At 42.2% G+C, this 25,128-nt stretch carries 28 protein-coding genes; 18 read left to right on the top strand and 10 right to left on the bottom strand.

Going from position 1 to position 25,128, the window contains the following annotated elements:
• Positions 1 to 10 precede the first annotated feature (10 nt).
• From HMPREF9188_RS00350 to HMPREF9188_RS00340, 3 genes are read right to left on the bottom strand one after another with little or no spacing between them, the layout of a single operon-like run.
• On the bottom strand, positions 11 to 1,243 hold the full coding sequence (locus HMPREF9188_RS00350) for a sensor histidine kinase (RefSeq protein ID WP_009729519.1): 1,233 nt from the start codon (positions 1,241 to 1,243) through the stop codon (positions 11 to 13).
• A complete protein-coding gene (locus tag HMPREF9188_RS00345) occupies positions 1,244 to 1,918 on the bottom strand; it encodes a response regulator transcription factor (RefSeq protein WP_009729518.1) in 675 nt (224 codons plus the stop codon).
• 9 nt (positions 1,919 to 1,927) lie between these two features.
• Positions 1,928 to 2,548: a GTP pyrophosphokinase gene (locus HMPREF9188_RS00340; protein WP_009729517.1), complete on the bottom strand. Its 621-nt coding sequence runs from the start codon at positions 2,546 to 2,548 to the stop codon at positions 1,928 to 1,930.
• Positions 2,549 to 2,696: 148 nt separating this feature from the next.
• Between HMPREF9188_RS00340 and HMPREF9188_RS00335 the strand changes: the two genes are divergently transcribed.
• Positions 2,697 to 2,954, top strand: coding sequence for a metal-sensitive transcriptional regulator (locus HMPREF9188_RS00335; protein WP_000185161.1), 258 nt, complete (start codon positions 2,697 to 2,699; stop codon positions 2,952 to 2,954).
• Positions 2,955 to 3,267: 313 nt separating this feature from the next.
• Here HMPREF9188_RS00335 and HMPREF9188_RS00330 read toward each other — a convergent pair whose 3' ends face one another.
• Genes HMPREF9188_RS00330 through HMPREF9188_RS00320 form a run of 3 tightly spaced genes read right to left on the bottom strand, consistent with a single transcriptional unit; the run spans position 3,268 to position 5,538 of the window.
• Entirely contained in the window at positions 3,268 to 3,564 is a 297-nt protein-coding gene (locus tag HMPREF9188_RS00330) for a rhodanese-like domain-containing protein (protein WP_009729516.1), read from the bottom strand.
• Positions 3,554 to 5,209, bottom strand: coding sequence for an FAD-dependent oxidoreductase (locus tag HMPREF9188_RS00325; protein WP_009729515.1), 1,656 nt, complete (start codon positions 5,207 to 5,209; stop codon positions 3,554 to 3,556). The genes HMPREF9188_RS00330 and HMPREF9188_RS00325 overlap by 11 nt, the downstream gene beginning before the upstream one ends.
• Positions 5,210 to 5,229: 20 nt before the next feature.
• Positions 5,230 to 5,538: a rhodanese-like domain-containing protein gene (locus tag HMPREF9188_RS00320; RefSeq protein ID WP_000468874.1), complete on the bottom strand. Its 309-nt coding sequence runs from the start codon at positions 5,536 to 5,538 to the stop codon at positions 5,230 to 5,232.
• A 177-nt stretch (positions 5,539 to 5,715) separates the two neighbouring features.
• On the opposite strand from HMPREF9188_RS00320, the gene HMPREF9188_RS00315 reads away from it, so the two are divergent.
• A complete protein-coding gene (locus HMPREF9188_RS00315; RefSeq protein ID WP_009729514.1) occupies positions 5,716 to 6,279 on the top strand; it encodes a sugar O-acetyltransferase in 564 nt (187 codons plus the stop codon).
• A gap of 284 nt (positions 6,280 to 6,563) precedes the next feature.
• The gene (locus HMPREF9188_RS00310) at positions 6,564 to 7,799 is read left to right on the top strand and encodes a carbohydrate-binding domain-containing protein (RefSeq protein WP_009729513.1); all 1,236 of its coding nucleotides are present in this window, start codon (positions 6,564 to 6,566) and stop codon (positions 7,797 to 7,799) included.
• Positions 7,800 to 8,046: 247 nt separating this feature from the next.
• Here HMPREF9188_RS00310 and HMPREF9188_RS00305 read toward each other — a convergent pair whose 3' ends face one another.
• Positions 8,047 to 8,487 (bottom strand): hypothetical protein, encoded by a 441-nt coding sequence (locus tag HMPREF9188_RS00305; RefSeq protein ID WP_009729512.1) that lies wholly within the window; start codon positions 8,485 to 8,487, stop codon positions 8,047 to 8,049.
• 420 nt (positions 8,488 to 8,907) lie between these two features.
• On the opposite strand from HMPREF9188_RS00305, the gene HMPREF9188_RS00300 reads away from it, so the two are divergent.
• From HMPREF9188_RS00300 to HMPREF9188_RS00235, 14 genes are all read left to right on the top strand, one after another.
• Positions 8,908 to 9,624, top strand: coding sequence for an ABC transporter ATP-binding protein (locus tag HMPREF9188_RS00300; RefSeq protein ID WP_009729511.1), 717 nt, complete (start codon positions 8,908 to 8,910; stop codon positions 9,622 to 9,624).
• A 1-nt stretch (position 9,625) separates the two neighbouring features.
• Positions 9,626 to 10,708 (top strand): ABC transporter permease, encoded by a 1,083-nt coding sequence (locus HMPREF9188_RS00295; protein ID WP_009729510.1) that lies wholly within the window; start codon positions 9,626 to 9,628, stop codon positions 10,706 to 10,708.
• A gap of 39 nt (positions 10,709 to 10,747) precedes the next feature.
• Entirely contained in the window at positions 10,748 to 11,371 is a 624-nt protein-coding gene (locus tag HMPREF9188_RS00290) for a TetR/AcrR family transcriptional regulator (protein WP_009729509.1), read from the top strand.
• 283 nt (positions 11,372 to 11,654) lie between these two features.
• On the top strand, positions 11,655 to 12,419 hold the full coding sequence (locus HMPREF9188_RS00285; RefSeq protein WP_009729508.1) for a nucleoside phosphorylase: 765 nt from the start codon (positions 11,655 to 11,657) through the stop codon (positions 12,417 to 12,419).
• Between the two features lie 33 nt (positions 12,420 to 12,452).
• The gene (locus HMPREF9188_RS00280) at positions 12,453 to 13,832 is read left to right on the top strand and encodes a TrkH family potassium uptake protein (RefSeq protein ID WP_009729507.1); all 1,380 of its coding nucleotides are present in this window, start codon (positions 12,453 to 12,455) and stop codon (positions 13,830 to 13,832) included.
• A gap of 13 nt (positions 13,833 to 13,845) precedes the next feature.
• A complete protein-coding gene (locus HMPREF9188_RS00275) occupies positions 13,846 to 14,511 on the top strand; it encodes a potassium channel family protein (RefSeq protein WP_009729506.1) in 666 nt (221 codons plus the stop codon).
• Positions 14,512 to 14,668: 157 nt separating this feature from the next.
• Positions 14,669 to 17,203 carry an SSURE domain-containing protein gene (locus HMPREF9188_RS00270; protein WP_009729505.1) on the top strand — a complete coding sequence of 845 codons (2,535 nt, stop codon included), beginning with the start codon at positions 14,669 to 14,671 and terminating at the stop codon, positions 17,201 to 17,203.
• Between the two features lie 80 nt (positions 17,204 to 17,283).
• On the top strand, positions 17,284 to 17,982 hold the full coding sequence (locus HMPREF9188_RS00265) for a response regulator transcription factor (protein WP_000751227.1): 699 nt from the start codon (positions 17,284 to 17,286) through the stop codon (positions 17,980 to 17,982).
• Entirely contained in the window at positions 17,979 to 19,013 is a 1,035-nt protein-coding gene (locus tag HMPREF9188_RS00260) for a sensor histidine kinase (RefSeq protein WP_009729504.1), read from the top strand. Before HMPREF9188_RS00265 ends, HMPREF9188_RS00260 begins: the two co-directional genes overlap by 4 nt.
• A gap of 202 nt (positions 19,014 to 19,215) precedes the next feature.
• Positions 19,216 to 19,827 (top strand): 30S ribosomal protein S4, encoded by a 612-nt coding sequence (gene rpsD, locus HMPREF9188_RS00255; RefSeq protein ID WP_000092756.1) that lies wholly within the window; start codon positions 19,216 to 19,218, stop codon positions 19,825 to 19,827.
• Positions 19,828 to 20,699: 872 nt separating this feature from the next.
• Positions 20,700 to 20,981, top strand: coding sequence for a hypothetical protein (locus HMPREF9188_RS00250; protein ID WP_000877754.1), 282 nt, complete (start codon positions 20,700 to 20,702; stop codon positions 20,979 to 20,981).
• 51 nt (positions 20,982 to 21,032) lie between these two features.
• On the top strand, positions 21,033 to 21,260 hold the full coding sequence (locus HMPREF9188_RS00245; RefSeq protein WP_009729503.1) for a hypothetical protein: 228 nt from the start codon (positions 21,033 to 21,035) through the stop codon (positions 21,258 to 21,260).
• 400 nt (positions 21,261 to 21,660) lie between these two features.
• On the top strand, positions 21,661 to 21,852 hold the full coding sequence (locus HMPREF9188_RS00240; RefSeq protein WP_009729502.1) for a hypothetical protein: 192 nt from the start codon (positions 21,661 to 21,663) through the stop codon (positions 21,850 to 21,852).
• A 77-nt stretch (positions 21,853 to 21,929) separates the two neighbouring features.
• Entirely contained in the window at positions 21,930 to 22,145 is a 216-nt protein-coding gene (locus HMPREF9188_RS00235; protein WP_009729501.1) for a hypothetical protein, read from the top strand.
• Between the two features lie 36 nt (positions 22,146 to 22,181).
• Here HMPREF9188_RS00235 and HMPREF9188_RS00230 read toward each other — a convergent pair whose 3' ends face one another.
• From HMPREF9188_RS00230 to rpmF, 3 genes are all read right to left on the bottom strand, one after another.
• Positions 22,182 to 22,700, bottom strand: coding sequence for an HXXEE domain-containing protein (locus tag HMPREF9188_RS00230; protein WP_009729500.1), 519 nt, complete (start codon positions 22,698 to 22,700; stop codon positions 22,182 to 22,184).
• A gap of 78 nt (positions 22,701 to 22,778) precedes the next feature.
• Complete coding sequence (gene rpmG / locus HMPREF9188_RS00225; protein WP_001265622.1) at positions 22,779 to 22,928, bottom strand: 50S ribosomal protein L33; 150 nt, start codon at positions 22,926 to 22,928, stop codon at positions 22,779 to 22,781.
• Positions 22,929 to 22,943: 15 nt separating this feature from the next.
• Positions 22,944 to 23,126: a 50S ribosomal protein L32 gene (gene rpmF, locus HMPREF9188_RS00220; RefSeq protein WP_000290417.1), complete on the bottom strand. Its 183-nt coding sequence runs from the start codon at positions 23,124 to 23,126 to the stop codon at positions 22,944 to 22,946.
• A gap of 231 nt (positions 23,127 to 23,357) precedes the next feature.
• On the opposite strand from rpmF, the gene ilvD reads away from it, so the two are divergent.
• Positions 23,358 to 25,061 (top strand): dihydroxy-acid dehydratase, encoded by a 1,704-nt coding sequence (gene ilvD, locus HMPREF9188_RS00215; RefSeq protein WP_009729499.1) that lies wholly within the window; start codon positions 23,358 to 23,360, stop codon positions 25,059 to 25,061.
• Positions 25,062 to 25,128 lie beyond the last annotated feature (67 nt).

Below are 25,128 nucleotides of genomic sequence, written 5' to 3'. Positions count from 1 at the left end.
AGAGCTATAGCTATAACCAGACTGTAAAGGTAATCACCTGTTTTTTGTAGGTGACAAATATTTTACCTCTAAATAGGCTGACGAGATGCTGAGCCATGGAGAGGCCAATTCCGTGTCCAGATATGGTTTGGTTGTTGTGAGAGATCTCCGCACGATAAAAGCGATCAAAGAAACGCTTAATATTAGCTGCTTGTCCATCCTTGTAATCATTAGAAATAGTGATGCAGGTTCGTTTGCGTAGTAGGTAATTTTTGCGTTGGAGCGTCAAGCAAATCGTTCCAGCGGGATCACAGTATTTTCGGGCATTGTCAAGAAGGATGCTAAGAAGCTCATAAAATTCTTCTTGGGCCACTTTTTCTACAACGTCTGCTTCAATAGAACTTTTAAATTTTTTATCTTCTTTGGTAAAGAGAGGAGCAAAATCTGAGGCAACCTTTTCAGCGATGACGGAGATATTTTGAGGAGCTAGTTTGATATCCTCTTGTTCCTCGAGCCGAGCAAGTCGGATGAGTCTTCCAATCAGGTGGTTGAGTCGTTCCGTCTGTTCTTTAGTGCTAATACTCCACTCAGTCTCTCCCTCTATTAACTCCTGTAGCTCGGTATTGGCCGAAATGATGGCTAGAGGCGTTTTGAGTTCGTGTCCTGCATTGGTGATAAACATCCGTTGTTTTTCATAGTTTTTGATAAAAGGACGAATGACAATCCCTGAAATCAAGGTGAAGAGCAGTATGAGGAGGAGTAAGCTAGCCAAGGCCAGCCAGATAGAGACCTGAAGTAAGGTATCTCGTTCTCGGATATAGTTAGTCGTCTCAAAGAAGACCAGTAGTTTCCCAGTCGTAGATTGGCTCACTTGGTAGGTAAAATAGCGTCCCTTATGAGTAATAGAACCATAAGTTTCTTGCTTTTTGAGGACATTGGGGAGAAAACTTTTGACTTCAGCCTCAGTTAAGGACTGGACATTTGTAAGGGAGATGGCGTAGTCATTTTCCTTTTCTCTGACGGAGAAGTATTGAAAATTATAGACAATCCCTTCTTGGATATTTTTCTCAGTCAGACTTTCTTTGATTTCGTCTGTAATAGGAAGTTCGCCCTCATTCTTGGTTAAGATAGAGAGGACGGTGTGGATGTTACCCTCCGTCTGAGTGTAGACGATACTATTCATTAAGACCAGAAAGAAGGTTAGAATCAGAGCAATGGTAAGAGTAGCCGTTGCGATAAATTTGATGCGTAGTTTTCGAAACATCTAGTCACCTCCTGTCAATTGGAAGGGGCCTTCTGCAGCCCCAAGTATTTGTAAGCTAGACTGGACACTTTGGAGTTTTTGGCGTAGGTAGGAGATATAGAGAAAGACGAGCTCGTGATCCTGTTCTTCCAGCTCGTCTGGCCAGACCTGCTCTAGTAGTTGTTGACAACTGAGGGGTTGGTTAGCGTGCTGGATGAGGAGAGTCAAGAGTTGGGTCTCCTTTTTCCCCAAACGAATGCTGTTTGTAGCAGCCAATTCTTGTTCATCAATATCCAAGCGGGTATTTCCTAATTCGACTGTATCCGGAGTATAGTCTTCCAGGCGGCGTGCAGTAGAACGGAGTCTAGCCAAGAGCTCCTTGAGCGAGAAAGGTTTAGTCAAGTAGTCGTCAGCACCTGCATCGAGTCCGGTTACACGGTCATCTACTTCGGCCATGGCTGTCAGCATGATAACGTGGGTCGTATTGCCTGCCTGGCGAATTTCTTTGAGGGCTTCGATTCCAGTTTTAATTGGCATCATGATGTCAAAAATCATGAGGTGATAGTGGTTAGATTCAGCCTTTTCGACAGCGTCTTGTCCGTTAAAAACAGAATCAACGCTGTAGCCTTCGCGTTCTAAAGCAACAGTGATAACACGGTTTAGTTGGGTTTCATCTTCGGCAAGTAGGATTTTCATAGGTTCTCCTTAGTCTTGATCAGAGCGCTGAATCAAATCACGGATGGTCTGCATGGTCAAGTCACAAGAAGCAAGCTCATCGGCACAACGTTTGAGCTCGCGCGTGATTCGCTCAGGATTTTGGATGTTTTTCTTGTATTTCATCTGGTGTTCGAGGCTAGCCCAGGAGTCCATGGCAATTGTGCGCAGTTGAATCTCGATAAAATAGGTACCCTGGTCATTTCCCAGACAGTCTGGGTAGGGAGTGGTCACCTCTAGAATCAGATGATAGGAACGGTAGCCGTTGGGTTTGACCTGACGGATATAGTCTTTCTCTTTGAAAATATGGATGCTTGGCATCTGGCGAATATACTCTACGATGCGGTAGATATCATCTGTAAAGCCTGTGATAATTCGAACGCCAATTGCATCTCGTATTTCTTTAAGAGCAGATTGACTTGTCTGAGGAAGGCCCTTGCGTTGGCATTTTTCACGCATGCTTTTTTCTGTTTTGATGCGCGCATGCAAATGCTCATATAGTTTGAGGTTGGTTTCTTTTTTGTAATTGGCTGCGGCCTCTTCTATGTCTTGAATAAAGGTTTGCAAGATGATGGGTAAATAGGCTTCACAGCTATCATAGATAGAATTCATAAGAACGTCCATTCTGAACAGTTTTTTTACTATTATATCATGAAAACACAGATATGAGATAAGTTCCTACAAAGACAGATGGGATGAGAATTTTGACAAAGCCCCTTATTCGAGATATAATGAAGAAAAATCGAGCAAGGAAAAAGAAATGACAAACTCAAAGTATATAACACGCTTGAAACGTTCAGAGGGCCAGTTGCGTGGGATTCAAAAGATGATTGAAGAAGATCGTGACTGCGCTGATATTGTGACGCAGTTGACAGCAGTGAAATCGAGTGTTGAGCGCGTGATTGAGATGATGATTACGGAAAATCTCACCGCCTGCATTAACCAACCACTAGATGATCCCGAGGCTCAAAAAGAACGCCTAGAAAAGGCCATCCGATACTTGATTAAACGGAAATGAACTAATTTTTTGAGACGATAGTTGCAAAGGCATATCTAACTATTAATAGAATAGTTTAATTTGAATCAAAAGAAGCTGGGTAAAAAGTCTTTAAAATTAAAAAACGCATACTATCAGGTGTTGAAAAGCCTTGATAGTATGCGTTTTATTGTGGGGAGATTTATACTCTTCGAAAATCAAATTCAAACCACGTCAGCTTCACCTTGCCGTACTCAAGTACAGCCTGCGGCTAGCTTCCTAGTTTGCACTTTGATTTTCATTGAGTATTACTTCATTTTCTCCAGAAATTGAGTTGCTTCCCAGTTTCATTTGCTTATTCTACTTGACCGGGCCAAGCATTCATACCACCTTCTACATTGGTAACGGTGAGGCCTTGAGCTCTAAGAAATTGACAGGCAGATGCAGAGCGTACTCCCCCTTGGCAGATAACATAGTATTTTTGATCGGGTTTGAGTTCTTTGTAACCTTGCTCTAAGGTACTCAAAGGGAAATTTTGTGCTGCTGGGACGTGTCCTGCTTGAAATTCATGCACTTCACGGACATCGATAAGATCTAGTTTTTCATTTTGATATTTTTCATAAAAATCAGCCATGCTGATACTAGTTACCATATTCTACTCCTTCTGGGTTAGCCATTTTGTATAGTGAATAAGCGCCGTCAAGGTTTTGGGCAGCAAATCCTGCTTGTTTGAGGATACGCTCTGCAATGTAGCTACGCAAACCGCTGTGGCAGCTGACGATGTAGTCTTGGTTTTTGTCCAGTTCATCCAAGCGTTCCCGTAGTTCGTTTAGGGGGATGTGGATGGTGTCGACTTTGAGTCGACCACTCTGAAATTCGCCACTTGTCCGCACATCTAGGAATTTCTTTCCCTTAGCCAGTTCGTCTTCTAGTTGGTACCACTGGATATTGTCGCTGAGACCTTCGATAAGGTTTAAGGCTGCGTAGCCCAGCATATTGACGGGATCCTTGGCAGAGCCAAATGGTGGCGCATAGGTGAACTCCAATTCTGGTAAGTCAAAGATGGTGAGATTTCCCTTGATAGCAGTTGCCAGGATATCGATTCTCTTGTCAACGCCTTTCTTCCCAATTCCTTGGGCACCGTAGATTTTGCCGCTGGTTGGGTCAAAGAGGAGCTTCAAGATGATATCAGTAGCGCCTGGATAATAACCAGCGTGGTCTTTTCCACTGACATGAAGTGCCTTGTAAGGGAGTTGATTCATGCGAAGGATACGCTCGCTGAGACCAGTCGAAGCGGCTGTCATATCAAAGGCACGAACGATAGCAGTACCGATACTGCCCTTGTTGGTACGACTGAGTCCTGCGATGACATCCGCTACTTGTCGTCCTTGACGATTGGCAGGAGAAGCTAGAGAGATGAGGGCATCTTGGCCCGTAATCTCTTGCTTGACAACGATAGCGTCCCCAACTGCAAAAATATCTTTTTGACTAGTCTCGTAGTTTTCATCGACCAGGATACCACCACGGAGTCCCAGTTCAATCCCCGCAGCTTTGGCCAGTCCATTTTCAGGCTCAACGCCGACAGAAAGGATGGTCAAGTCAGAAGCGATCTTTTGCCCGTTTTCGAGAACGATGACTTTTCCTTGGTCTTCAAATCGAGTTGCAGACTGGGAAGTGATAACGCGGACACCATTTGCCAGCAATTCTGCTTGGACAAAGGCCGCCATTTCCTGATCTAATGGTGGCAAGACATGGGGTGCTTTCTCAACGATGGTAACTTGTAATCCACGTTTCGCCAGGTTTTCAGCCATTTCAAGCCCGATAAAGCCTGCACCGATGACGACAGCTTCTTTTGGATGATTGTCCAAGGCCGCCATAATTTCATCAAGATCGGGAACATTGCGGAGCGTGTAGGCATTCTTAGCTTCTGCCAAACCTTCAATGGTAGGAACAAATGGTTTAGCTCCTGGGGAGAGGATCAACTTGTCGTAGCTTTCTGTGAATTCCTGTCCATCATGGCGTACGGTCACAGTGTGTTCTTCTGGCGAAATCTGGATAACCTCGTGAAATGGTCGCACATCGAGATTAAAGCGTGCTTTGAGACTTTCAGGAGTTTGGACTAATAAACTATCACGGTTTGAAATTTCTCCTGAAACATAGTAAGGAAGTCCGCAGTTTGCAAAGGAAACAAAGGGACCTTTCTCAAAAATAGTGATTTCAGCGTCTTCCATGAGACGTCTGAGGCGGGTTGCTGCTGACATACCGCCTGCAACTCCTCCAACAATGATAACTTTCATTGACTTTCTCCTTTATGCTTTTAGATGACCTTACCTGTCCAAGCGCTCATACCGCCTCGGACATTGATGACATTGTAGCCTTTTTTCTTTAGCTTCTTCGCAGCTAGTTTGCTTCGCACACCAGAATGACAAATGACATAGAGTGTTTCTTTTGTCGTTGGTGCATAAGATCCGATTTCGGATAGAGGGACATTCTTGGCATTTTTGATATGACCTCTATGGAATTCCGTAGGCGTCCGAACATCCAGTAGCTGAATCGGTTCTCTGAGTTTAGCTTCTAACTCGCTGGTAGAAATACTGTCAATTTTTGTAAATAATAAGTGAAACATAGGCACCTCCAAATATACCCTTATGGGGTATATTAAACCATGAAGTCAAGCTTTTGTCAAGCAAGTTGTTTTGACTTGGGAGAGGGCTTGGTTTTGAGAGTTTAGAAAGCAGGCTATTCTTGACCTTTCAAAGGCTTTTTGATATGATGGGCTCCAAAGTAAGTATGAGGTGATACTATGATCAGTGAATACCAGAAAATGATAGCAGGAGAACCCTATCATCCGTTTGATTCCGAGTTACGGGCCTTGGCTCAGGTTTCTCGCCAAAAACAGGCTGCCTTTAACCGGGAAGAAGATCCCTTGAAGGGAGCGGATATTATCAAGACTTGGTTTGGCTCAACTGGGCAAAATCTCTATGTCAATCCACATCTGGTGGTCGATTATGGAGTCAATATCCATCTAGGGGAAAATTTTTATTCTAATTGGAACTTGACCATGCTGGATGTTTGTCCGATTCGCATCGGGAACAACGCCATGATTGGTCCCAACTGTCAGTTTTTAACCCCACTCCATCCACTGGATCCGTATGAACGCAATTCAGGGGTCGAATACGGCAAGCCCATCACCATCGGAGATAATTTCTGGGCTGGAGGAGGCGTCATCGTCCTTCCTGGAGTGACACTAGGAAATAATGTCGTTGCTGGAGCAGGGGCCGTGATTACCAAGTCCTTTGGAGATAATGTTGTCCTAGATGGGAATCCTGCGCGTGTTATCAAGGAAATACCAGTAAAAGAAAACTAAAAAGAACAGCCCAGGCTGTTCTTTTTATGAACTCTAATCTTATAAATTTTTCTTCTTTTTTGCTTTCTTGGTCAAGGAAACATCGCACTGAGGGATGTTGGTTTTAAAAATCTATTAAAGGTAGTCTAGAGTTCAAAAATTGTTTTAGCAGCCCTTTCTAAAAAATTACTAGGCGAAATCTAATCCAAACTGAATTTAAGGAAACTTTCAGAAAAATTTTAGTTTCGTTTCAGGAATCTTCAGTAGACTGTCTAGCTATATCATACGAAGGAGAGGAAAAAGGTATGAAATCAAAAAAGTGGACCCTACTCGCAACGAGTTTAACGGCAATGGTGCTGATGGCAGCATGTGCCCAGTCAACAACTACATCCACTACCAATGAAACGACAAATAGTGCCACAACAACTTCAACAAAGACAAATCAATCATCCTATTTTACAGAGAAGGACAATGATACTTCTTATGATGAAAGCACAGCTTCTAAGATTGAGTTATCTGGCTCATCAGCAAACGTTTCTGGAGATGGGGTGACAGTTTCTGAATCAACAGTGACCATCACAAAATCTGGAACCTATGTGATTTCAGGTCAGTCTGACGGAGTGCAGATCAAGGTCAAGGCAGATGAGTCGGCAGAAGTTCACCTAGTCCTAAAAGGTGCAACCATGACCAATACCAATGCAGCGATATCTGCGACATCAGCCGGCCACGTCTACCTGACTCTAGCAGAGGGAACCACCAACAGTCTCTCTGACTCAAGCTCTAACAGCGACGAAAAAGCAGATGCAGCTCTCTTTTCTAAGGTGGATTTGACCATCAACGGGAAAGGAACCCTCAATGTAGATGGCAAGAAGAACAATGGTATCAAGGCTAACGACACTCTTCACATTACGGGTGGAACCTATAACATCACAGCAGTTGGCGATGCCTTTAATGTCAATGATGAGCTCAACATCACTGGTACGACCATGACCATTGATGCCAAAGAGGATGGGGTCAAGGTCGACAATGATGACGATATGACTGTCGGCAATATGTATTTGGCTAACAATACCATAACAGTCACAGCAGGAGATGATGGCATCCACGCATCAGGTAATTTGGTTATCGATAGTGGTACCTACACCGTTAAGAATTCGACAGAAGGACTTGAAGGGAAGTCAATCACTATCAACGGTGGGGACATTACTATCTATTCAACGGACGATGGTGTCAATGCAGCCAACAAAAATGTCCAACAGAGTGAAATCTTCTTCACTATGAACGGTGGTAACCTGATAGTAGAAGTTGGTCAAGGGGATACAGACCCAATCGATTCAAACGGTAATATCACAGTCACAGGCGGAACCATTAAAATGACTGGTCAAACAGGTTTTGACTTTGATGGAACAGCGATCTACACAGGTGGAGATATCTATCTCAACGGTGAAAAACAAACGGAAATCGTCAATTCTATGCCTGGAGGCGGTGGACCGAATGGAGTTCCTCAAGGGGGCGGTCCAGCCTCTGGCGGACAAGGATAAACAAAAAAGATAGCATTCAATTAGAATGGCTATCTTTTTATATGGGTGATAGATTGATATGTTACGAGTGGTTTTATAGTTGTAGCTTTCAAGGATAAATTGTTAAGTCACTCATTTGTGTTTACTTAAATTTCTTGAATTTTAAGAGAGTATTGAGTAGTTTTCCCCTAAATGTTTTGTTTTGATAGGCGATTGTGAGGGAATTGAAAAATTCAACTGCTAGGTGTTCCTGGTGACCGAACTCCATCTAGCTTGAGGTTGCTTCTGGGGAAAAGACGCCTAATTTGATGCGGAGTCCACCTTTTTTCATCTTGAACTGATGCATACCATACATCTTGATATCAAGGCTTGGATCGGGCATGAGAGTAGCAGTATCACCTGCCATAGAAATTTTTGTATCAGCATCAGGAATGACTGGTTTTTCAGCATCTAGACTGGTAAAGATTTTTTGATAAGTTGGTTGTCCGTACTCTCCAATCAACTTCATCACTTCCTGTCCACCGTGCACCCCAGCAAATACAAAATGTTCAGGGTGAACTTTAGAAGGGAGCGCTTCGTCGCCCATTTTATTTAGTCCTTGGTTGAAGGCGAAGAAGTCTCCCAAAGTCAATCCATCGACGTCCACATCTACGTAAGCGGCTTGTAGGTTACGACCCTTGACCGAATTCTTAGAAATGTCATGCCACATTTGATCTGATTCTGCTAGACGGTCAGCGTAGAGTTCGAGGATTTTTTGACTTCCGAGGGCTAATTTGGTTTCAATTAGGTCTTGAAAATTTCTTAGTCTGTTTCATATAAAAATGAGTAAAATGAATTCCCATTACCAAGGTCATTAGAGTTGCGATAGCAATGACGATGGTTGGATTAGCCGAGAAAAGTAGAGGAAAAATAGGCCTTTAAAAAGTGGACAGAAAAGACCATTTCGGAGTATAGAGAGGAAGTTCAAAAACATTTTTAGAAATAAGACATGTGCATTATAAACATCAGATACGAATCTGGTGCTTTATTTTTTAAAGAATTTCAACTTTTTTCTTGACAAGTGAGTAAACACTCACTATAATAGGTCTATATTCAGTAAGTGAGTAAGCACTCACCTAGGAGGAAGCATATGAAAACATTACTACATTTACAAGATTTAGTAAAATCTTTTGACCATCAAATAGTTTTGAATCATGTCAGCTTTGAATTGCAGCCAGGAGAAATTATAGGCTTAATTGGTCCGTCTGGTGCTGGTAAATCAACTATGATTAAGACTACGTTAGGAATGGAAAAGGCTGATGGAGGCCTAGCTTTAGTGTTAAATCACACTATGCCCAATCGCTATATTTTAGGAGATATTGGCTATATGGCCCAATCAGATGCTTTATACGAGACCTTGTCAGGCCAAGAAAATCTGGAATTTTTTGGTCAGCTAAAGGGGCTTTCTAAAAAAGACCTGAAGGCGGAAATTGCTTATATAGCTCAAGTAGTAGATCTGACAGACTACTTAAACAAGGCGGTATCTGGTTATTCTGGAGGAATGAAACGGCGTTTGTCGCTGGCTATCGCGCTTTTAGGAAATCCTCAACTCTTGATTTTGGACGAACCGACAGTTGGAATCGACCCTTCTCTTCGAAAGAAAATCTGGAAAGAATTATTCGCGCTTAGAGACAATGGGGTTGGGATATTAGTTACTACCCATGTTATGGATGAAGCAGAGTTGACGGATAAGGTCGGCTTATTATTAGGCGGAAAAATCATTGCTTTTGATACACCGCAACACTTAAAAGAAAGTTATCAAGTTTCAAGTATTGAAGAAGTATTTTTAAAAGCAGAAGGTGAGTAAAATGAGAACAATAGCGATTGCAAAAAAAGTCATCAAAGAATTACTTCGTGACAAACGAACTCTAGCTCTGATGTTTATAGCACCTGTTTTTATCATGTGGTTGATGAACCTCATGTTTTCAGCTAGTACAACCGTGAATGTCAAGTTAGCAACACAGGATCTACCAACTGGTTTGGTAACGAAAATGGATGAGCTCGACCATGTGGACGTCGAGACTTATCAAGACTTAGAACAAGCCAAAGAAGCACTAGCAAATGAAAAAGTCGATGCTGTGATTTCTTATAAAAACGATGAGTACCAGGTCGACTACGCCAACACAGACGCCTCCAAAACATCTATGATACGACAAGTGTTACGAACGAGTATCGCCAGTGAAGGCACCGATCAGTTACTATCTCGTGTTAAACAAGCTCTTCCACAATTGGACTCGGACGCAAAAACACCAGAAATCAAGGAGTCTTATCAGTATGGAGATGAAAATACAAGCTTCTTTACCAGTATGATTCCGGTTTTGATAGGTTTTGTAGTTTTCTTCTTTGTCTTTTTGATTTCTGGTATGGCACTTTTGAAAGAGCGCACAAGTGGAACCTTGGATCGCTTGTTAGCAACCCCAGTGAAACGTTCTGAAATTGTCTATGGCTATATGTTGTCTTACGGTATTATTGCGATTTTTCAAACGGCAGTTGTCGTCTTAGCAGCAATTTGGCTACTAGATGTAGAAGTTGTAGGAAATATTTTAAATGTTATAATAGTTAATGTGGTACTGGCTCTTGTAGCACTAGCTTTTGGAATTCTCTTGTCTACTCTAGCAAAATCAGAATTCCAAATGATGCAATTTATTCCTCTCGTGATTATGCCTCAACTCTTTTTCTCAGGGATTATTCCATTGTCATCCATGGGAGAATGGGCTCCAACTGTGGGGAAATTTTTGCCATTAACCTATTCTGGTGATGCAATAAGCCAGATTATTCTTTACGGACACAATCTTGGTGATATTTTGCCAAATCTTGGTGTTTTAATGATTTTCTTGATCATTTTAACAATTCTCAATATTGTTGGATTGCGTCGTTATCGTAAAGTTTAGAAATCAACATAAATAATGCTAAAAAGGTGTGAAGATTAGATGGATAAGACTGTTTTTGAATCGTTTGAAGATTACTTAGAAGAAGCGAATTACCCTCAAGGAAAGAAAAAAATCATGCAGGCAGCAGTGGATCTCATATCAACTAGGAGTTACCATGGGACCTCAACTCTTCACATAGCTGAGCGTGCTGGACTAAGCCAGGCAACTTTGTTTAAGTATTTTAAGACGAAGGATGATCTACTGACGGCTATTTTACATCCTGTAGTCCCAGGCATTTTCGGTAGTTTTTTTGAGGAACTCTTAGCTTTTGAAACGACAGAAGAGAGGGTTCGTTATCTCGTCCACGATCGTATGAGCTATCTCAAAAAAAATCGTGCTTTGATGAAAATCATTCTGCAGGAGAGTTTTTCAAATAAAAAACTAAAAAATGAACAGATTTTTATCTGGAATGCTATTCAAGATAAACTTCGAGTACTCCGTAAGGAATTGCTAGCAGATCCACGTGTAAATCCAGAGTTAACGATTCCTCAAATGGTTCGTATTTGTGTTGGTCCATTGTTGGCTTACTTCGCTCAACTTTATATCGTTAGCGACAACGGAGAAATAAAGGAAGAGGACCTAGACTTATTAGAAAAACAGATTTTAGGTGGTTTGTGGAAATAAGGGAGTTCTAGAAGAGCTAAGATTTATTTACTTGACTTTCAAACAAGCTAAAAAAGACATGTTCTGCTTATTTCAGATTCATGTCTTTTTCATGTCTTTTTTGTTGTTGGATTTGGTATTCTTCATAAGTCCTCAATGACTTTGCCAAAACAGAAACCGACTTCTCCAGCGGTGCAACGATTTCTCAAGTGTATGGAAGAGGAGATTTCTGGCTTGCTAAAGACAACTCCTTGACACTTCGTCAGCTTTTGATACAATAGTACAAAATTAGAGGAGGTGGGCTATGATTCAGAAACATGCGATTCCCATTTTGGAGTTTGATGACAATCCCCAGGCGGTCCTTATGCCAACACATGAGGGATTGGACTTAAAGTTGCCAAAGAAATGCATCTATGCATTTTTGGAGGAAGAGATTGACCGCTACGCTCAGGAAGCAGGAGCGGACTGTGTTGGTGAGTTCGTTTCTGCCACTAAAACGTATCCAGTGTACGTCATCAACTACAAGGGTGAGAAGATTTGCCTGGCCCAAGCGCCTGTTGGTTCTGCTCCAGCGGCCCAGTTTATGGATTGGTTGATTGGCTATGGTGTGGAGCAAATCATTTCCACTGGTACTTGTGGAGTCCTAGCCGATATAGAGGAAAATGCCTTTCTCGTCCCTGTTCGCGCTCTGCGAGATGAGGGGACCAGCTACCACTATGCAGCGCCTTCTCGTTATATGGAGATGCAGATTGAGGCTATCTCTGCCATTGAGCAAGTCTTGGAACAAAGAGGCATTCCTTACGAGGAGGTCATGACCTGGACGACAGATGGTTTTTATCGAGAGACGGCTGAAAAGGTTGCCTATCGCAAGGAAGAAGGCTGTGCTGTTGTGGAGATGGAGTGCTCTGCTCTTGCGGCAGTAGCCCAGCTACGTGGGATTGTCTGGGGAGAGTTGCTCTTTACCGCAGATTCCTTAGCGAATCTAGATAACTACGACAGTCGTGACTGGGGCGCAGAAGCTTTTGATAAGGCCCTCGAACTCTGTATTGCCATTGTGCACCACATGTGAGTATTCTTACTGTTTTTATGGTAGAATGTAGTTATGCTATTCAACTCTTTTTTGGAAAAAATCAAGACGACATTGGGACGTTTATCGCCAGCCCGTCGCATCTTTTTAAGTTTTGCCCTAGTAATCTTCTTGGGTTCTCTCCTTTTAAGTCTCCCCTTTGTGCAAGCAGAAACGTCACAAGCGGCCTACTTTGACCATCTCTTTACGACTGTGTCTATGGTCTGTGTGACAGGGCTCTTTACCCAGCCGGTAGCCTCTACTTACAATATCTGGGGCCAGTTGATCTGTATGATTTTGATCCAGATCGGTGGTTTGGGGCTCATGACCTTTATCGGAATCTTTTATATTCAAGGCAAGCAAAAGCTCAGTCTTCGTGGCCGTGAGACTATTCAAGAAAGTTTTGCTTATGGGGAAACTCAGTCTCTAAAGGACTTCATCCGCTCGATCTTTTTGACGACTTTTCTGGTGGAAGGAATCGGTGCCTTTCTCTTGAGTTTCCGCTTTATTCCTGAATTTGGCTGGGGGCGAGGGATGTTAACCTCTATCTTTTTGGCTGTTTCAGCTTTCTGTAATGCTGGATTTGATAATTTTGGAAGTACGAGTTTAGCAGTCTTTCAGACGGACCCTTTGATCAATCTAGTGATTGCAGGCTTGATTATAACGGGTGGCCTAGGATTTATGGTCTGGTTTGACCTAGCGACCCAGTTTGGGAAAAAGAAAAAACGCCGTCTTCGCTTTCATACTAAGCTGGTTCTCTTTTTAACAGCGGGAATTTTATTCTTTGGAACGGTATCAACCCTTTTGATTGAGTGGAACAATTCAGGGACGATTGGGAATCTCAGCGTCCCAGAGAAACTGCTGGTTAGCTTTTTCCAGACTGTCAGCATGAGAACGGCAGGTTTTGCTTCTATTGATTACACCCAGGCTCGACCGGTCACCTTGCTGATCTACATCTTGCAGATGTTTCTGGGTGGGGCACCTGGAGGGACGGCAGGGGGACTCAAGATTACGACCTTCTTTGTCTTGTTGGCCTTCGCTCGTAGCGAGCTATTGGGCTTACCTCATGCCAATGTGGCTCGGAGAACTATTGAACCTCGAACCGTGCAAAAATCTTTTAGTGTTTTTATTATCTTCTTGCTAACATTCTTGCTAGGCTTGGTCCTGCTAGGGATAACGGCGGAAGGAAATCCGCGTTTTATCTACCTCATGTTTGAGACCATTTCAGCCCTTGCGACAGTTGGAGTGACGGCAAATTTAACACCAGAGCTAGGCAAGTTAGCTCTTAGTATCGTTATGTTGTTGATGTTTATCGGCCGTATTGGCCCCTTGACACTACTGGTCAGTTTAGCAGAATACCAGCCAGACAAGAAAGATTTGATTCACTATATGAAAGCAGATATCACTATCGGATAAGAAAGGAAGAACGATGTCAGATCGGACGATTGGAATTTTAGGCTTGGGAATTTTTGGGAGCAGTGTTTTGGCTGCTCTTGCCAAGCATCATATGAATATCATTGCTATTGATGACCACGAGGAGCGCATTAATCAATTTGAACCCGTGCTGGCGCGTGGGGTTGTTGGAGATATCACGGATGAAGAACTCCTTCTATCAGCTGGGATTGACACCTGCGATACCGTGGTTGTCGCAACGGGGGAAAATCTAGAATCCAGTGTTCTTGCAGTCATGCACTGTAAAAGTCTAGGGGTACCGACCGTCATTGCCAAGGTAAAAAGTCACATGGCTAAAAAGGTACTGGAGAAAATTGGTGCGGACTCGGTCATCTCACCGGAATTTGAAATGGGACGTTCGTTAGCGCAGAGAATTCTCTTTCATAACAGCGTAGATGTCTTTCAGTTGGACAAGAATGTTTCAATTGTCGAGATGAGAATCCCCCAATCTTGGGCGGGGAAAAGCCTTAGCCAGCTAGATTTACGTGGGAAATACAACCTCAACGTACTAGGTTTTCGTGCCTACGAAAATGCTCCTCTGGATGTCCAATTCGGTCCCGATGACCTTTTACGGTCAGGCGCCTATATCATGGCGGTGATTAATAACCAACATTTGGATACTCTAACAGATCTTAGTGAGTAGGGGAGGAAGGAGTGCTCTCTTTCCAAATAATTAACGAGTCAATATAAGTATTTTATAAGAGGGATTTAAGAAAAATTTTAACTTTTTCTTAATCCTTTTTAATTTTAGGAGATTATACTAGAGTCATCAAATAAAGAAAAACTCTAAGGAGAATCCTATGAAATTCAATCCAAATCAAAGATATACTCGTTGGTCTATTCGCCGTCTTAGTGTCGGTGTTGCCTCAGTTGTTGTGGCTAGTGGCTTCTTTGTCCTAGTTGGTCAGCCAAGTTCTGTACGTGCCGATGTGGTAAATCCAACCCCTGCCCAAGTCGTACCAGACGCTGCTTCAGTGAGTGAAAAGAGCGACTTACCAGCAGAGGTTCTCAAGAAAGCAGTTGATGTAGCTCTTCCTTCAGAACAGTCTGTTCCAACACCTAAAGCAAGTTTGGATACTACAAACTCTTCGGAAAAAGTGGACGCAACTGCTAAAGACCCGGTAGTAGCACCAAAAGAAGAAGTGCAAGCACAACCTGACTCTAAGAAACAAACAGAAGATGCAGTTAAACCTGTGGAAAGTCCTGCGTCTACAGTTTCTGGACAAGACCGTGAAGCCAGTGAAGCGAAATCAGCGACCACTCCAGCTGAAGTCCAAAAAGGCGTAGCCGACAACACCAAAGACACAGTAGATGTTCCAGCTAGCTACCTTGACAAAGCCAATTTCCCAGGACCATTTACAGCCGGTGTCAACCAAGTTATTCCATACGAAGCTTTTGGTGGAGATGGTATGTTGACTCGCCTCTTGTTAAAAGCCTCAGACAAAGCCCCATGGTCAGACAATGGTTCAGCCAAAAATCCGGCCCTTCCGCCAGTAGAGAAATTGGGCAAAGGTCTCTACTTCTATGAAGTAGACTTGGCCGGTACTCAAGGAAAATCAGATAAAGAGCTACTTGACCTCTTAAAACAAAACGGTACACAAAGTTATAAAGCTACCATCAAGGTGTACGGTGCGAAAGATGGCAAGGCCGATTTGACTAATCTGGTAGCGACTAAAGATTTGACTGTTAATTTGAATGGCTTGACCACCCCAGCTGAAGTGCAAAAAGGTGTGGCCGACAACACCAAAGATACAGTAGATGTCCCAGCTAGCTACCTTGACAAAGCCAATTTCCCAGGACCATTTACAGCTGGTGTTAACCAAGTTATTCCATACGAATTCTTCGCTGGTGATGGCATGTTGACTCGTCTTATCTTGAAAGCATCCGACAAGGCTCCATGGTCAGACAACGGAACAGCTAAAAATCCTGCTCTCCCACCAGTAGAGAAATTGGGCAAAGGCCTTTACTTCTACGAAGTAGACTTGGCAGGCACCCAAGGAAAATCAGATAAAGAGCTGCTTGACCTCTTGAAACAAAATGGTACGCAAAGCTATAAAGCTACTATCAAGGTGTACGGTGCGAAAGATGGCAAGCCTGACTTAACTAATCTGGTAGCGACTAAAGATTTGGATGTTAACTTGAATGGCTTGACCACTCCAGCTGAAGTGCAAAAAGGTGTGGCCGACAACACCAAAGATACAGTAGATGTCCCAGCTAGTTACCTTGACAAAGCCAATTTCCCAGGTCCATTTACAGCTGGTGTCAACCAAGCCATTCCATACGAAGCTTTTGGTGGAGATGGTATGTTGACTCGCCTCTTGTTAAAAGCCTCAGATAAAGCCCCATGGTCAGACAACGGATCAGCTAAAAATTCTGCTCTCCCACCAGTAGAGAAATTGGGCAAAGGTCTTTACTTCTACGAAGTAGACTTGGCAGGCACCCAAGGAAAATCAGATAAAGAGTTGCTTGACCTCTTGAAACAAAATGGTACGCAAAGCTATAAGGCTACCATCAAGGTGTACGGTTCAAAAGACGGCAAGCCTGACTTAACTAATCTGGTAGCAACTAAAGATTTGACTGTTAATTTGAATGGTTTAACCACACCAAGTCAGGTTAAAGAGTCTGTTGTTAACAATATCAAAGACATGATTGATGTTCCAGCTAGCTACCTTGATAAGGCTAAGGTTCCTGGACCTTTCTTGGCCGGTGTCAACCAAGTTATTCCATACGAAGCTTTTGGTGGAGATGGTATGTTGACTCGCCTCTTGTTAAAAGCCTCAGACAAAGCCCCATGGTCAGACAACGGAACAGCTAAAAATCCTGCTCTATTGCCACTTGAAGGCTTGGCTAAAGGCCAATATTTCTACGAAGTGGATTTGAATGGCAACACGACAGGCAAAGAAGGACAAGCCCTTCTAGATCAACTTCGTGCCAATGGCACTCACACTTACCAAGCTACTGTTAAGGTCTATGGTTCTAAAGATGGTAAACCTGATTTGACCAATCTGATTGCTACTCGTCAAGTAACGATTCGACTTCGTGGAAAAGAAATGGCGACAACACCATCTCAACCAGATCAGATGAATACGAAGCCTTCTGAAACAGGCTCTACAGGTAAGACTGAGGGTATGATGGGTACAAATCACCATATGTCAGATATGAGGGTCGATCAACCAGCTTCTAGCCCAATGGCTAATATGATGAAAAAAGATGATAAAGCGATGCTACCAAATACTGGGGAAGCTAAAACGGCTACAGCTGGCCTTGGTATCTTTGGTCTAGCCTTGGCAGGTCTTGTTGGACTTTTGGGTTTGACAACCAAACGAGAAGATTAAGATTCAAATCACTTAAACATTAGGGAAAATAGTGTTATACTAAAGCAAGTATAACACTGTTTTTATCGAAGGAGTGTCGGATGAAAAAGACAATTTTGCTGGTTGATGATGAGATAGATATTCTAGATATTCAAAACCGCTATCTTATACAGGCAGGTTACGATGTTTTGGTCGCCCATGATGGTAAGGAGGGATTAGAACTTTTCAGAAAAAAATCTATCGACCTCATTATTACAGATATCATGATGCCCAATATGGATGGTTATGATTTTATCAGTGAAGTTCAGTATATCGCTCCGGATCAACCCTTCCTCTTTACAACTGCTAAGACAAGCGAACAGGATAAGATTTATGGATTAAGTTTGGGGGCAGATGATTTTATAGTCAAACCCTTTAGCCCACGCGAATTGGTTTTAAGAGTAAATAATATCTTGCGTCGCCTTAGCCGTGGAAGAGAGACAGAACAGATCGAGTTTGGTGACTTGGTAATCAACCATGTGACTCATGAGGTTCGCATTGGGGATCAACCTTTGGAATTGACCGTGAAATCCTTTGAACTTCTATGGGTATTAGCCAGCAATCCTGAGAGAGTCTTTTCAAAGACGGAACTTTACGAGAAGGTATGGCAAGAGGACTATGTGGATGATACCAATACACTCAATGTTCATATCCATGCTTTGAGGCAAGAGTTGACCAAGTATACAAATTCAAATGCTCCTGCTATCAAAACTGTCTGGGGTTTGGGCTATAAGATGGAAAAACCAAGAGGTAGAAAATGAAATTAAAAAACTATATTTTAGTGGGGTATCTAGTGTCGACTCTACTAACGATTTTGGTCGTTTTCTGGGCAGTCCAACGAATGTTGATTGAGAAAAGTGAAGTTTACTTTCTAGTTGGAATGACCTTGATTGCTAGTTTCATTGGCGCTGCAGTGAGCATCTTTCTTTTGTCGCCTGTGTTCTCTTCTCTGAAACATTTGAAAAAACAAGCTCAGGATATAGCAAGCAAGGATTTCAGCACAGAAATCGAAACCAAAGGCCCATTAGAATTTCAAGAGCTGGGCCAGGCTTTTAATGACATGTCCCACAATTTGCAAGCCACCTTTCAATCACTTGATGAGAGCGAGCAAGAAAAGAGAATGATGATTGCGCAGCTTTCTCACGATATTAAAACTCCCATTACCTCCATTCAGGTTACTGTGGAGGGAATTCTAGATGGAGTGATCAAGGAAGAGGAACGACTCCACTACTTAACCACGATTGGTCGGCAAACTGAGCGTCTAAACAAGCTAGTAGAGGAATTGGATGTTTTGACTCTTAACACACAACCTCAAGATACTGCTGATGAAGAAGTCGAAGAGGTCTTTTTAGATCAGTTGTTGATTGAGTCAATGAGTGAATTTCAACTCCAGATTGAACAAGAGGAGCGGGATGTTTACATTCAAGTGTCACCTGAGTCGGCGAAAATCAAGAGCCATTCTGACAAACTTTCTCGCATTTTGGTCAATTTGTTAAACAATGCCTTTAAATATTCAGAACCAGGAACCAGAATCGAGGTTCTTGCCCAATTAACAGAACAAGAGCTGACAATCAGTGTGAAAGATGAGGGTCAGGGGATCCTTCCTGAAGATTTGGAAAAGATCTTTAAACGACTTTATCGTGTAGAAACTTCGCGCAATATGAAGACAGGTGGACATGGCTTAGGTCTTGCGATTGCAAGAGAACTAGCCCATCAGCTTGGTGGCGAAATCACAGCAGAAAGTCAGTATGGCTTAGGAAGCAAGTTTACATTCTGTCTCAATTTGAAATAAAACCGTAAAATCCCTTTACAAATCTAGCTTTTCATGGTACAATAGCCTTTGTGTGAAATAGCAGCAGGAAAGCATGAAGCTCGTCAACAGGTGTCTTATGACAAGTAACCTTGGCTGTTTAGGCGAAGGGCATCTGCACGAATCAGGGCTTTCTAAGTGACTATTTCCACCGAAATATTATTTATATCAGGAGGACATACACATGTCACGTTATACAGGACCATCTTGGAAACAAGCTCGTCGCCTTGGCCTTTCACTTACAGGTACAGGTAAAGAATTGGCACGTCGTAACTACGTACCAGGACAACACGGACCAAACAACCGTTCTAAATTGTCAGAATACGGTTTGCAATTGGCTGAAAAACAAAAACTTCGCTTCACTTACGGTGTAGGTGAAAAACAATTCCGTAACTTGTTCGTACAAGCTACAAAAATCAAAGGCGGAATCCTAGGTTTCAACTTCATGCTTCTTTTGGAACGTCGTTTGGATAACGTTGTTTACCGTCTTGGTCTTGCGACTACCCGTCGTCAAGCTCGTCAATTCGTAAACCACGGTCACATCCTTGTTGACGGAAAACGCGTTGATATCCCATCATACCGCGTAACTCCAGGTCAAGTGATCTCAGTTCGTGAAAAATCATTGAAAGTTCCAGCAATCCTTGAAGCAGTAGAAGCTACTCTTGGACGTCCAGCATTCGTATCATTCGACGCTGAAAAATTGGAAGGTTCATTGACTCGCTTGCCAGAACGCGATGAAATCAACCCAGAAATCAACGAAGCACTTGTCGTTGAATTCTACAACAAAATGTTGTAATATTTTATTGAATCAGATAGGCTTTAGAGCCTTGATATTAAGCACTTTGGGGCGCTTTCCTAGAGTGCTTTTTTTGATTTTACTACCCTTTTAGTTACCCATAACTAATTTTAGGTATAGTAAGAGGGTAGCCCCAAAATGGGACACCCTTATTATTTATAGATTGCTGATGGCTGCCTCAAAAATTGAGACGGCTTTTTTGGCGTTCATTTTTGAGAGGTAAAAAGAAGCATGACTCTCCCACAGCAATAGAGCTTTTAGGCGGGAAAACCACACTTCTTTCTTAACTAAATTATACATTTTATTGATTTTAAAATCAAATAAAGGTGACCCACCGCCTCCACAGCAAGCTGCTTCATGGACGTTAGACCACCTTTACCTTAACTTAATTATAACTCAAAAAAATTTCTAGTACAAGTATAATCCAAGGTTAGCAATTATAAAAATAGAGGTGTCCCACCTCCTACCGCATAATAATCTGTTTCAAGGGGAGATGGAAAACCTCTATTCATTAAATAGATTATAATCGAAAAAACTAATTGACGCAAGTATACTTAAAGCCCACTATTTGATGATAGTCGGTTCCTTTGCACGCTATAGCATACGACATTTTACAAGGAAAATAAAGTAGTAAGCTAGTCTAATGGAGTATCTGTAGTACTTTAGCAAGCAAGGTGTGCTATAATGCTTTTATTAGGAGGAGTGCAATGAAACGGTAAGGGCAGCCTTTTCTTTACCACCTAATTATGTATCAGAGCAGAACGGCAGACTTGCAAGATACTATAACGGTATCCTCTACATCACTGAGGCTTATACAAATATTGTAGTAACTAGGATGAAACGTAAAAAAAACTGAGAGGATTTAAACCATTATGAAATACAGCCAACAAGTATTAGACATGCTAAAGCAAGCTGTCAATGGTCAGATTGATAATTTTTGGGATTTCTCCTTCAAGTTTAACGCCCTTTTCGGAGAAGATGAAGATTTTGCCGAAGCTTGGGACAATGAAAACCCTGAAATGTTTGACGCTCTCAATGACTTTGAGCTGATGATGTTCTTAGAGGAACATGATCCAAGTGATAAGCAAGGATTTATAAATTTCCTAAAGCCATACTATGAACAGGTAAAACAGTTAGTAAAACATAGCGCTTAGAACAATCTAGGCGCTTTCACCTGTCAAAACACTATGGGAAAGGATTTTTATATGGCGATATTAGATGATTTACAAGCGTTATACGACAACGGCTGGGATGCCTCTTTTGATTATAATGGTAAAGCTTGTGGGATTTTTATTAATTCTGCTCAAGATATTGTTGTGGTTATTGGAGATAAAGAATACCAGGTATCATCATTAAATGAACTGATTTCTTTAAAAATTGGCGATAATACTTTAATAAATATTATGGATGGAATTGAAGTGCAGTATTATTAAAATAAAAAGCACCTTTGATGAATGAACCGCATCCCAAAGATTAGATTTTATCTGTTAAACTTTTAAAACGCAGTTTAATATGCTACAATGCTCTTATTAGGAGGGTTTGGGTAATGAAATATAGTCAAAAGTATTAGACATGTTTAAGCATGCAGTCAGTGGGTAGATTGATAATTTTGGGGATTTTTCTTTTACGTTTAACGCTCTCTTGGGAGAAGATGAAGATTTTGCCGAGACTTGGGATAATGAAAATCCTGAAATTTTTAAAACTATTAATGACTTTGATCTAATGATGCATTTAGAAGAGCATGATTCAAGCGACTAACAAGGATTTATCGAATTCTTAACACCTTACTACGAAAAAGCCAAGCAATTAGCCAATATTGAAAGGGATATTTAAATGAAACTCTGGAAATTTAACCGTACGGATGTAGTTATCACGCTTAAAAATGGCGTGATAGTTAGAGGGTTTGTAGAGGACTTTTGTGACGCCTCTGACAATGCAGAGGAGATGGACTCCTTGCTTGTGGATGTTGATGGAACTCTTAGAGAATATTTTGAGGATGAAATTCTTAGTATTTCAGCAACTTAGACATGGAACAGTTTAAGCACTTTTATCAACCTAACTATAAGAACTATCGAAAACTAGTGGCAAAGAAAGGAGAATAGATGAGTAAGCAACTATGGAACTACCTACGCTCAAGAGTTCAGGTAGTCACTAATGACGGCAAGATAATCAAGGGACTTGTCACAGATTTTGTTGACGAAATGGACAATGACGAACAAGACGAAATCACTATTTTCATTGCCAATCCTAGTCCTGAAGAGCCGACTGAAATTTCTCTATATGAAAGTGAAATCAGTTTGATTCAAGAAGTAAAATAAAAATTCCCTGCAAATTGAAATTGCAAGGAACTTTTGTTAATGGTTATGGGCAAGCCAGGCGGAATACTTTACCCCAAGCCAGAGAGCAAAGAGGAGATTGATGACGACGATGCCTGAACCGACCAGTGAAAATAGGAAAAATTCGCTAGTCGAAACCTGCCACAAATGCACGATGTCTGTAATCAAATAAGCACTGACAGGAAAACAAAGGATGGAAGTGATGAGAGCAGGGATATACTTACGGAGAAGAATTGATTGTCCAATATGGAGCAAGAGATGGAGTGCAAAGGCTACAAATCCCCCCAACCAAACTAATTCGAGCGCTCTAGATTGACTAAAATACGCTAATAAAGTGATGGATAAGACAAGAATAAACTCCTCAAAAACAGCAAGGGCAAATCCCTCTGTTGTCATTTCTTTGTGGATTTTGAGAATAGCTGGAGCCTTTTGAGCCAGCAAGGTTTCGTTGAGATGAATCCAAGGGACAAGACCGATAATTTCTTCCATATCGTGAAAGATAAAAAGTAGAGGAAACATCCAAAGATAAAATGCCATAAATCTCTCCTGAAAAACTATAGATCGCTCGCCAATCAAGCAAAAAACGCCCAGTAAGGCGTTTTGAGTTAGGTATGCTTATTTCACTTCTGTAAACACGACGTGTTTGCGAAGTTTTGGTGAGTATTTCTTCAATTGAAGACGGTCTGGAGTGTTACGTTTGTTTTTAGAAGTAAGGTACAAGCGTTCACCAGATTCTTTGTGTTCAAGTGTAATATTTACGCGCATGGTATCTCCCTTCTATTATTCAGCTGATGCAGCTTTAGCGATTTTACGTCCTTTGTAGTATCCTTTAAGTGATACACGGTGAGAACGTGAGTAATCTCCAGTAGTTTCGTCAAAGTTTACAGATGGAGCTGTTACTTTGTAGTGTGTACGACGTTTGTTTTTCTTCGCTTTTGAAGTGCGACGTGCAGGTACTGCCATTTTGATTTCTCCTTTAGGTATTTAAATTCGATTCAATCTACTGATTTTCATCAACCATACTAGGATAACACATTTTTTTTGTAAAGTAAAGTTACTTGACAAAAAAAGATGAAAAAATTAGAAGTTGTTAATCGGAATTTTCTGAAAATTCAAGAATTTTATTCTGTTCTTCATGCGGAAATTGTGCTATAATTGTGCTATAATAGTAAAAACTGAAATGGGAGGGATAAGATGACTGAATTAGATAAACGTCACCGCAGTAGCATTTATGACAGCATGGTTAAATCACCAAACCGTGCCATGCTGCGTGCAACTGGTATGACAGATAAGGACTTTGAAACACCGATTGTGGGAGTGATTTCGACTTGGGCGGAAAATACACCATGTAACATCCACTTGCATGATTTCGGGAAATTGGCGAAAGAAGGTGTCAAATCTGCAGGTGCTTGGCCTGTTCAGTTTGGTACCATTACCGTAGCGGACGGGATTGCCATGGGAACGCCTGGTATGCGCTTCTCTCTAACATCTCGTGACATCATTGCGGATTCTATCGAAGCTGCTATGGGGGGCCACAACGTAGATGCCTTTGTAGCCATCGGTGGTTGTGACAAGAACATGCCTGGTTCTATGATTGCTATTGCCAACATGGACATTCCAGCTATTTTCGCCTATGGTGGAACTATTGCACCCGGAAATCTTGATGGTAAAGACATCGACTTGGTTTCTGTCTTTGAGGGAATCGGAAAATGGAACCACGGTGACATGACAGCTGAGGACGTAAAACGTCTTGAATGTAATGCCTGCCCTGGCCCTGGTGGCTGTGGTGGTATGTATACAGCTAATACCATGGCGACTGCTATCGAAGTTCTAGGTATGAGTTTGCCAGGTTCTTCATCTCACCCAGCTGAATCAGCTGACAAGAAAGAAGATATCGAAGCAGCAGGGCGAGCTGTTGTCAAGATGCTGGAGCTTGGTCTCAAACCATCAGATATCTTGACTCGTGAAGCTTTTGAAGATGCCATCACTGTAACGATGGCTCTCGGTGGTTCTACAAATGCCACTCTTCACTTGCTTGCCATTGCCCATGCGGCCAATGTTGACTTGTCACTTGAGGACTTCAATACGATCCAAGAACGTGTGCCTCACTTGGCTGACTTGAAACCTTCTGGTCAGTATGTCTTCCAAGACCTCTACGCAGTCGGTGGTGTCCCTGCGGTTATGAAATACCTCTTGGCAAATGGCTTCCTTCATGGCGACCGCATCACATGTACTGGTAAGACAGTTGCTGAGAACTTGGCTGACTTTGCAGACCTTACACCAGGTCAAAAAGTCATTATGCCACTTGAAAATCCAAAACGTGCAGATGGTCCGCTTATCATCTTGCACGGGAACCTTGCCCCTGATGGAGCGGTTGCCAAAGTATCAGGTGTGAAGGTGCGCCGTCACGTTGGACCAGCTAAGGTCTTTGACTCAGAAGAAGATGCTATTCAGGCCGTTCTGACAGATGAAATTGTTGATGGCGATGTTGTCGTTGTTCGTTTCGTTGGACCTAAGGGTGGTCCTGGTATGCCTGAGATGCTGTCACTTTCATCCATGATCGTTGGTAAAGGTCAAGGAGACAAGGTTGCCCTCTTGACAGATGGCCGTTTCTCAGGTGGTACTTATGGTCTGGTTGTTGGACATATCGCTCCTGAAGCTCAGGATGGTGGACCGATTGCTTATCTCCGTACAGGCGATATCGTTACGGTCGACCAAGATACCAAAGAAATTTCCATGGCCGTATCGGAAGAAGAACTTGAAAAACGTAAGGCAGAAACAACCTTGCCACCACTTTACAGCCGTGGTGTTCTTGGTAAATATGCCCACATCGTATCATCCGCTTCTCGTGGAGCCGTGACAGACTTCTGGAATATGGACAAGTCAGGTAAAAAATAAACTCATACTCTTCGAAAATCAAATTCAAACCACGTCAACGTCGCCTTACCGTACTCAAGTACAGCTT

This window comes from Streptococcus sp. F0441 (genome assembly GCF_000314775.2).
In the GTDB taxonomy this organism is placed as follows: Bacteria; Bacillota; Bacilli; order Lactobacillales; family Streptococcaceae; genus Streptococcus.
Note: the sequence above shows the minus strand (reverse complement) of the source record. Positions and strands in the feature narration are given on the sequence as shown.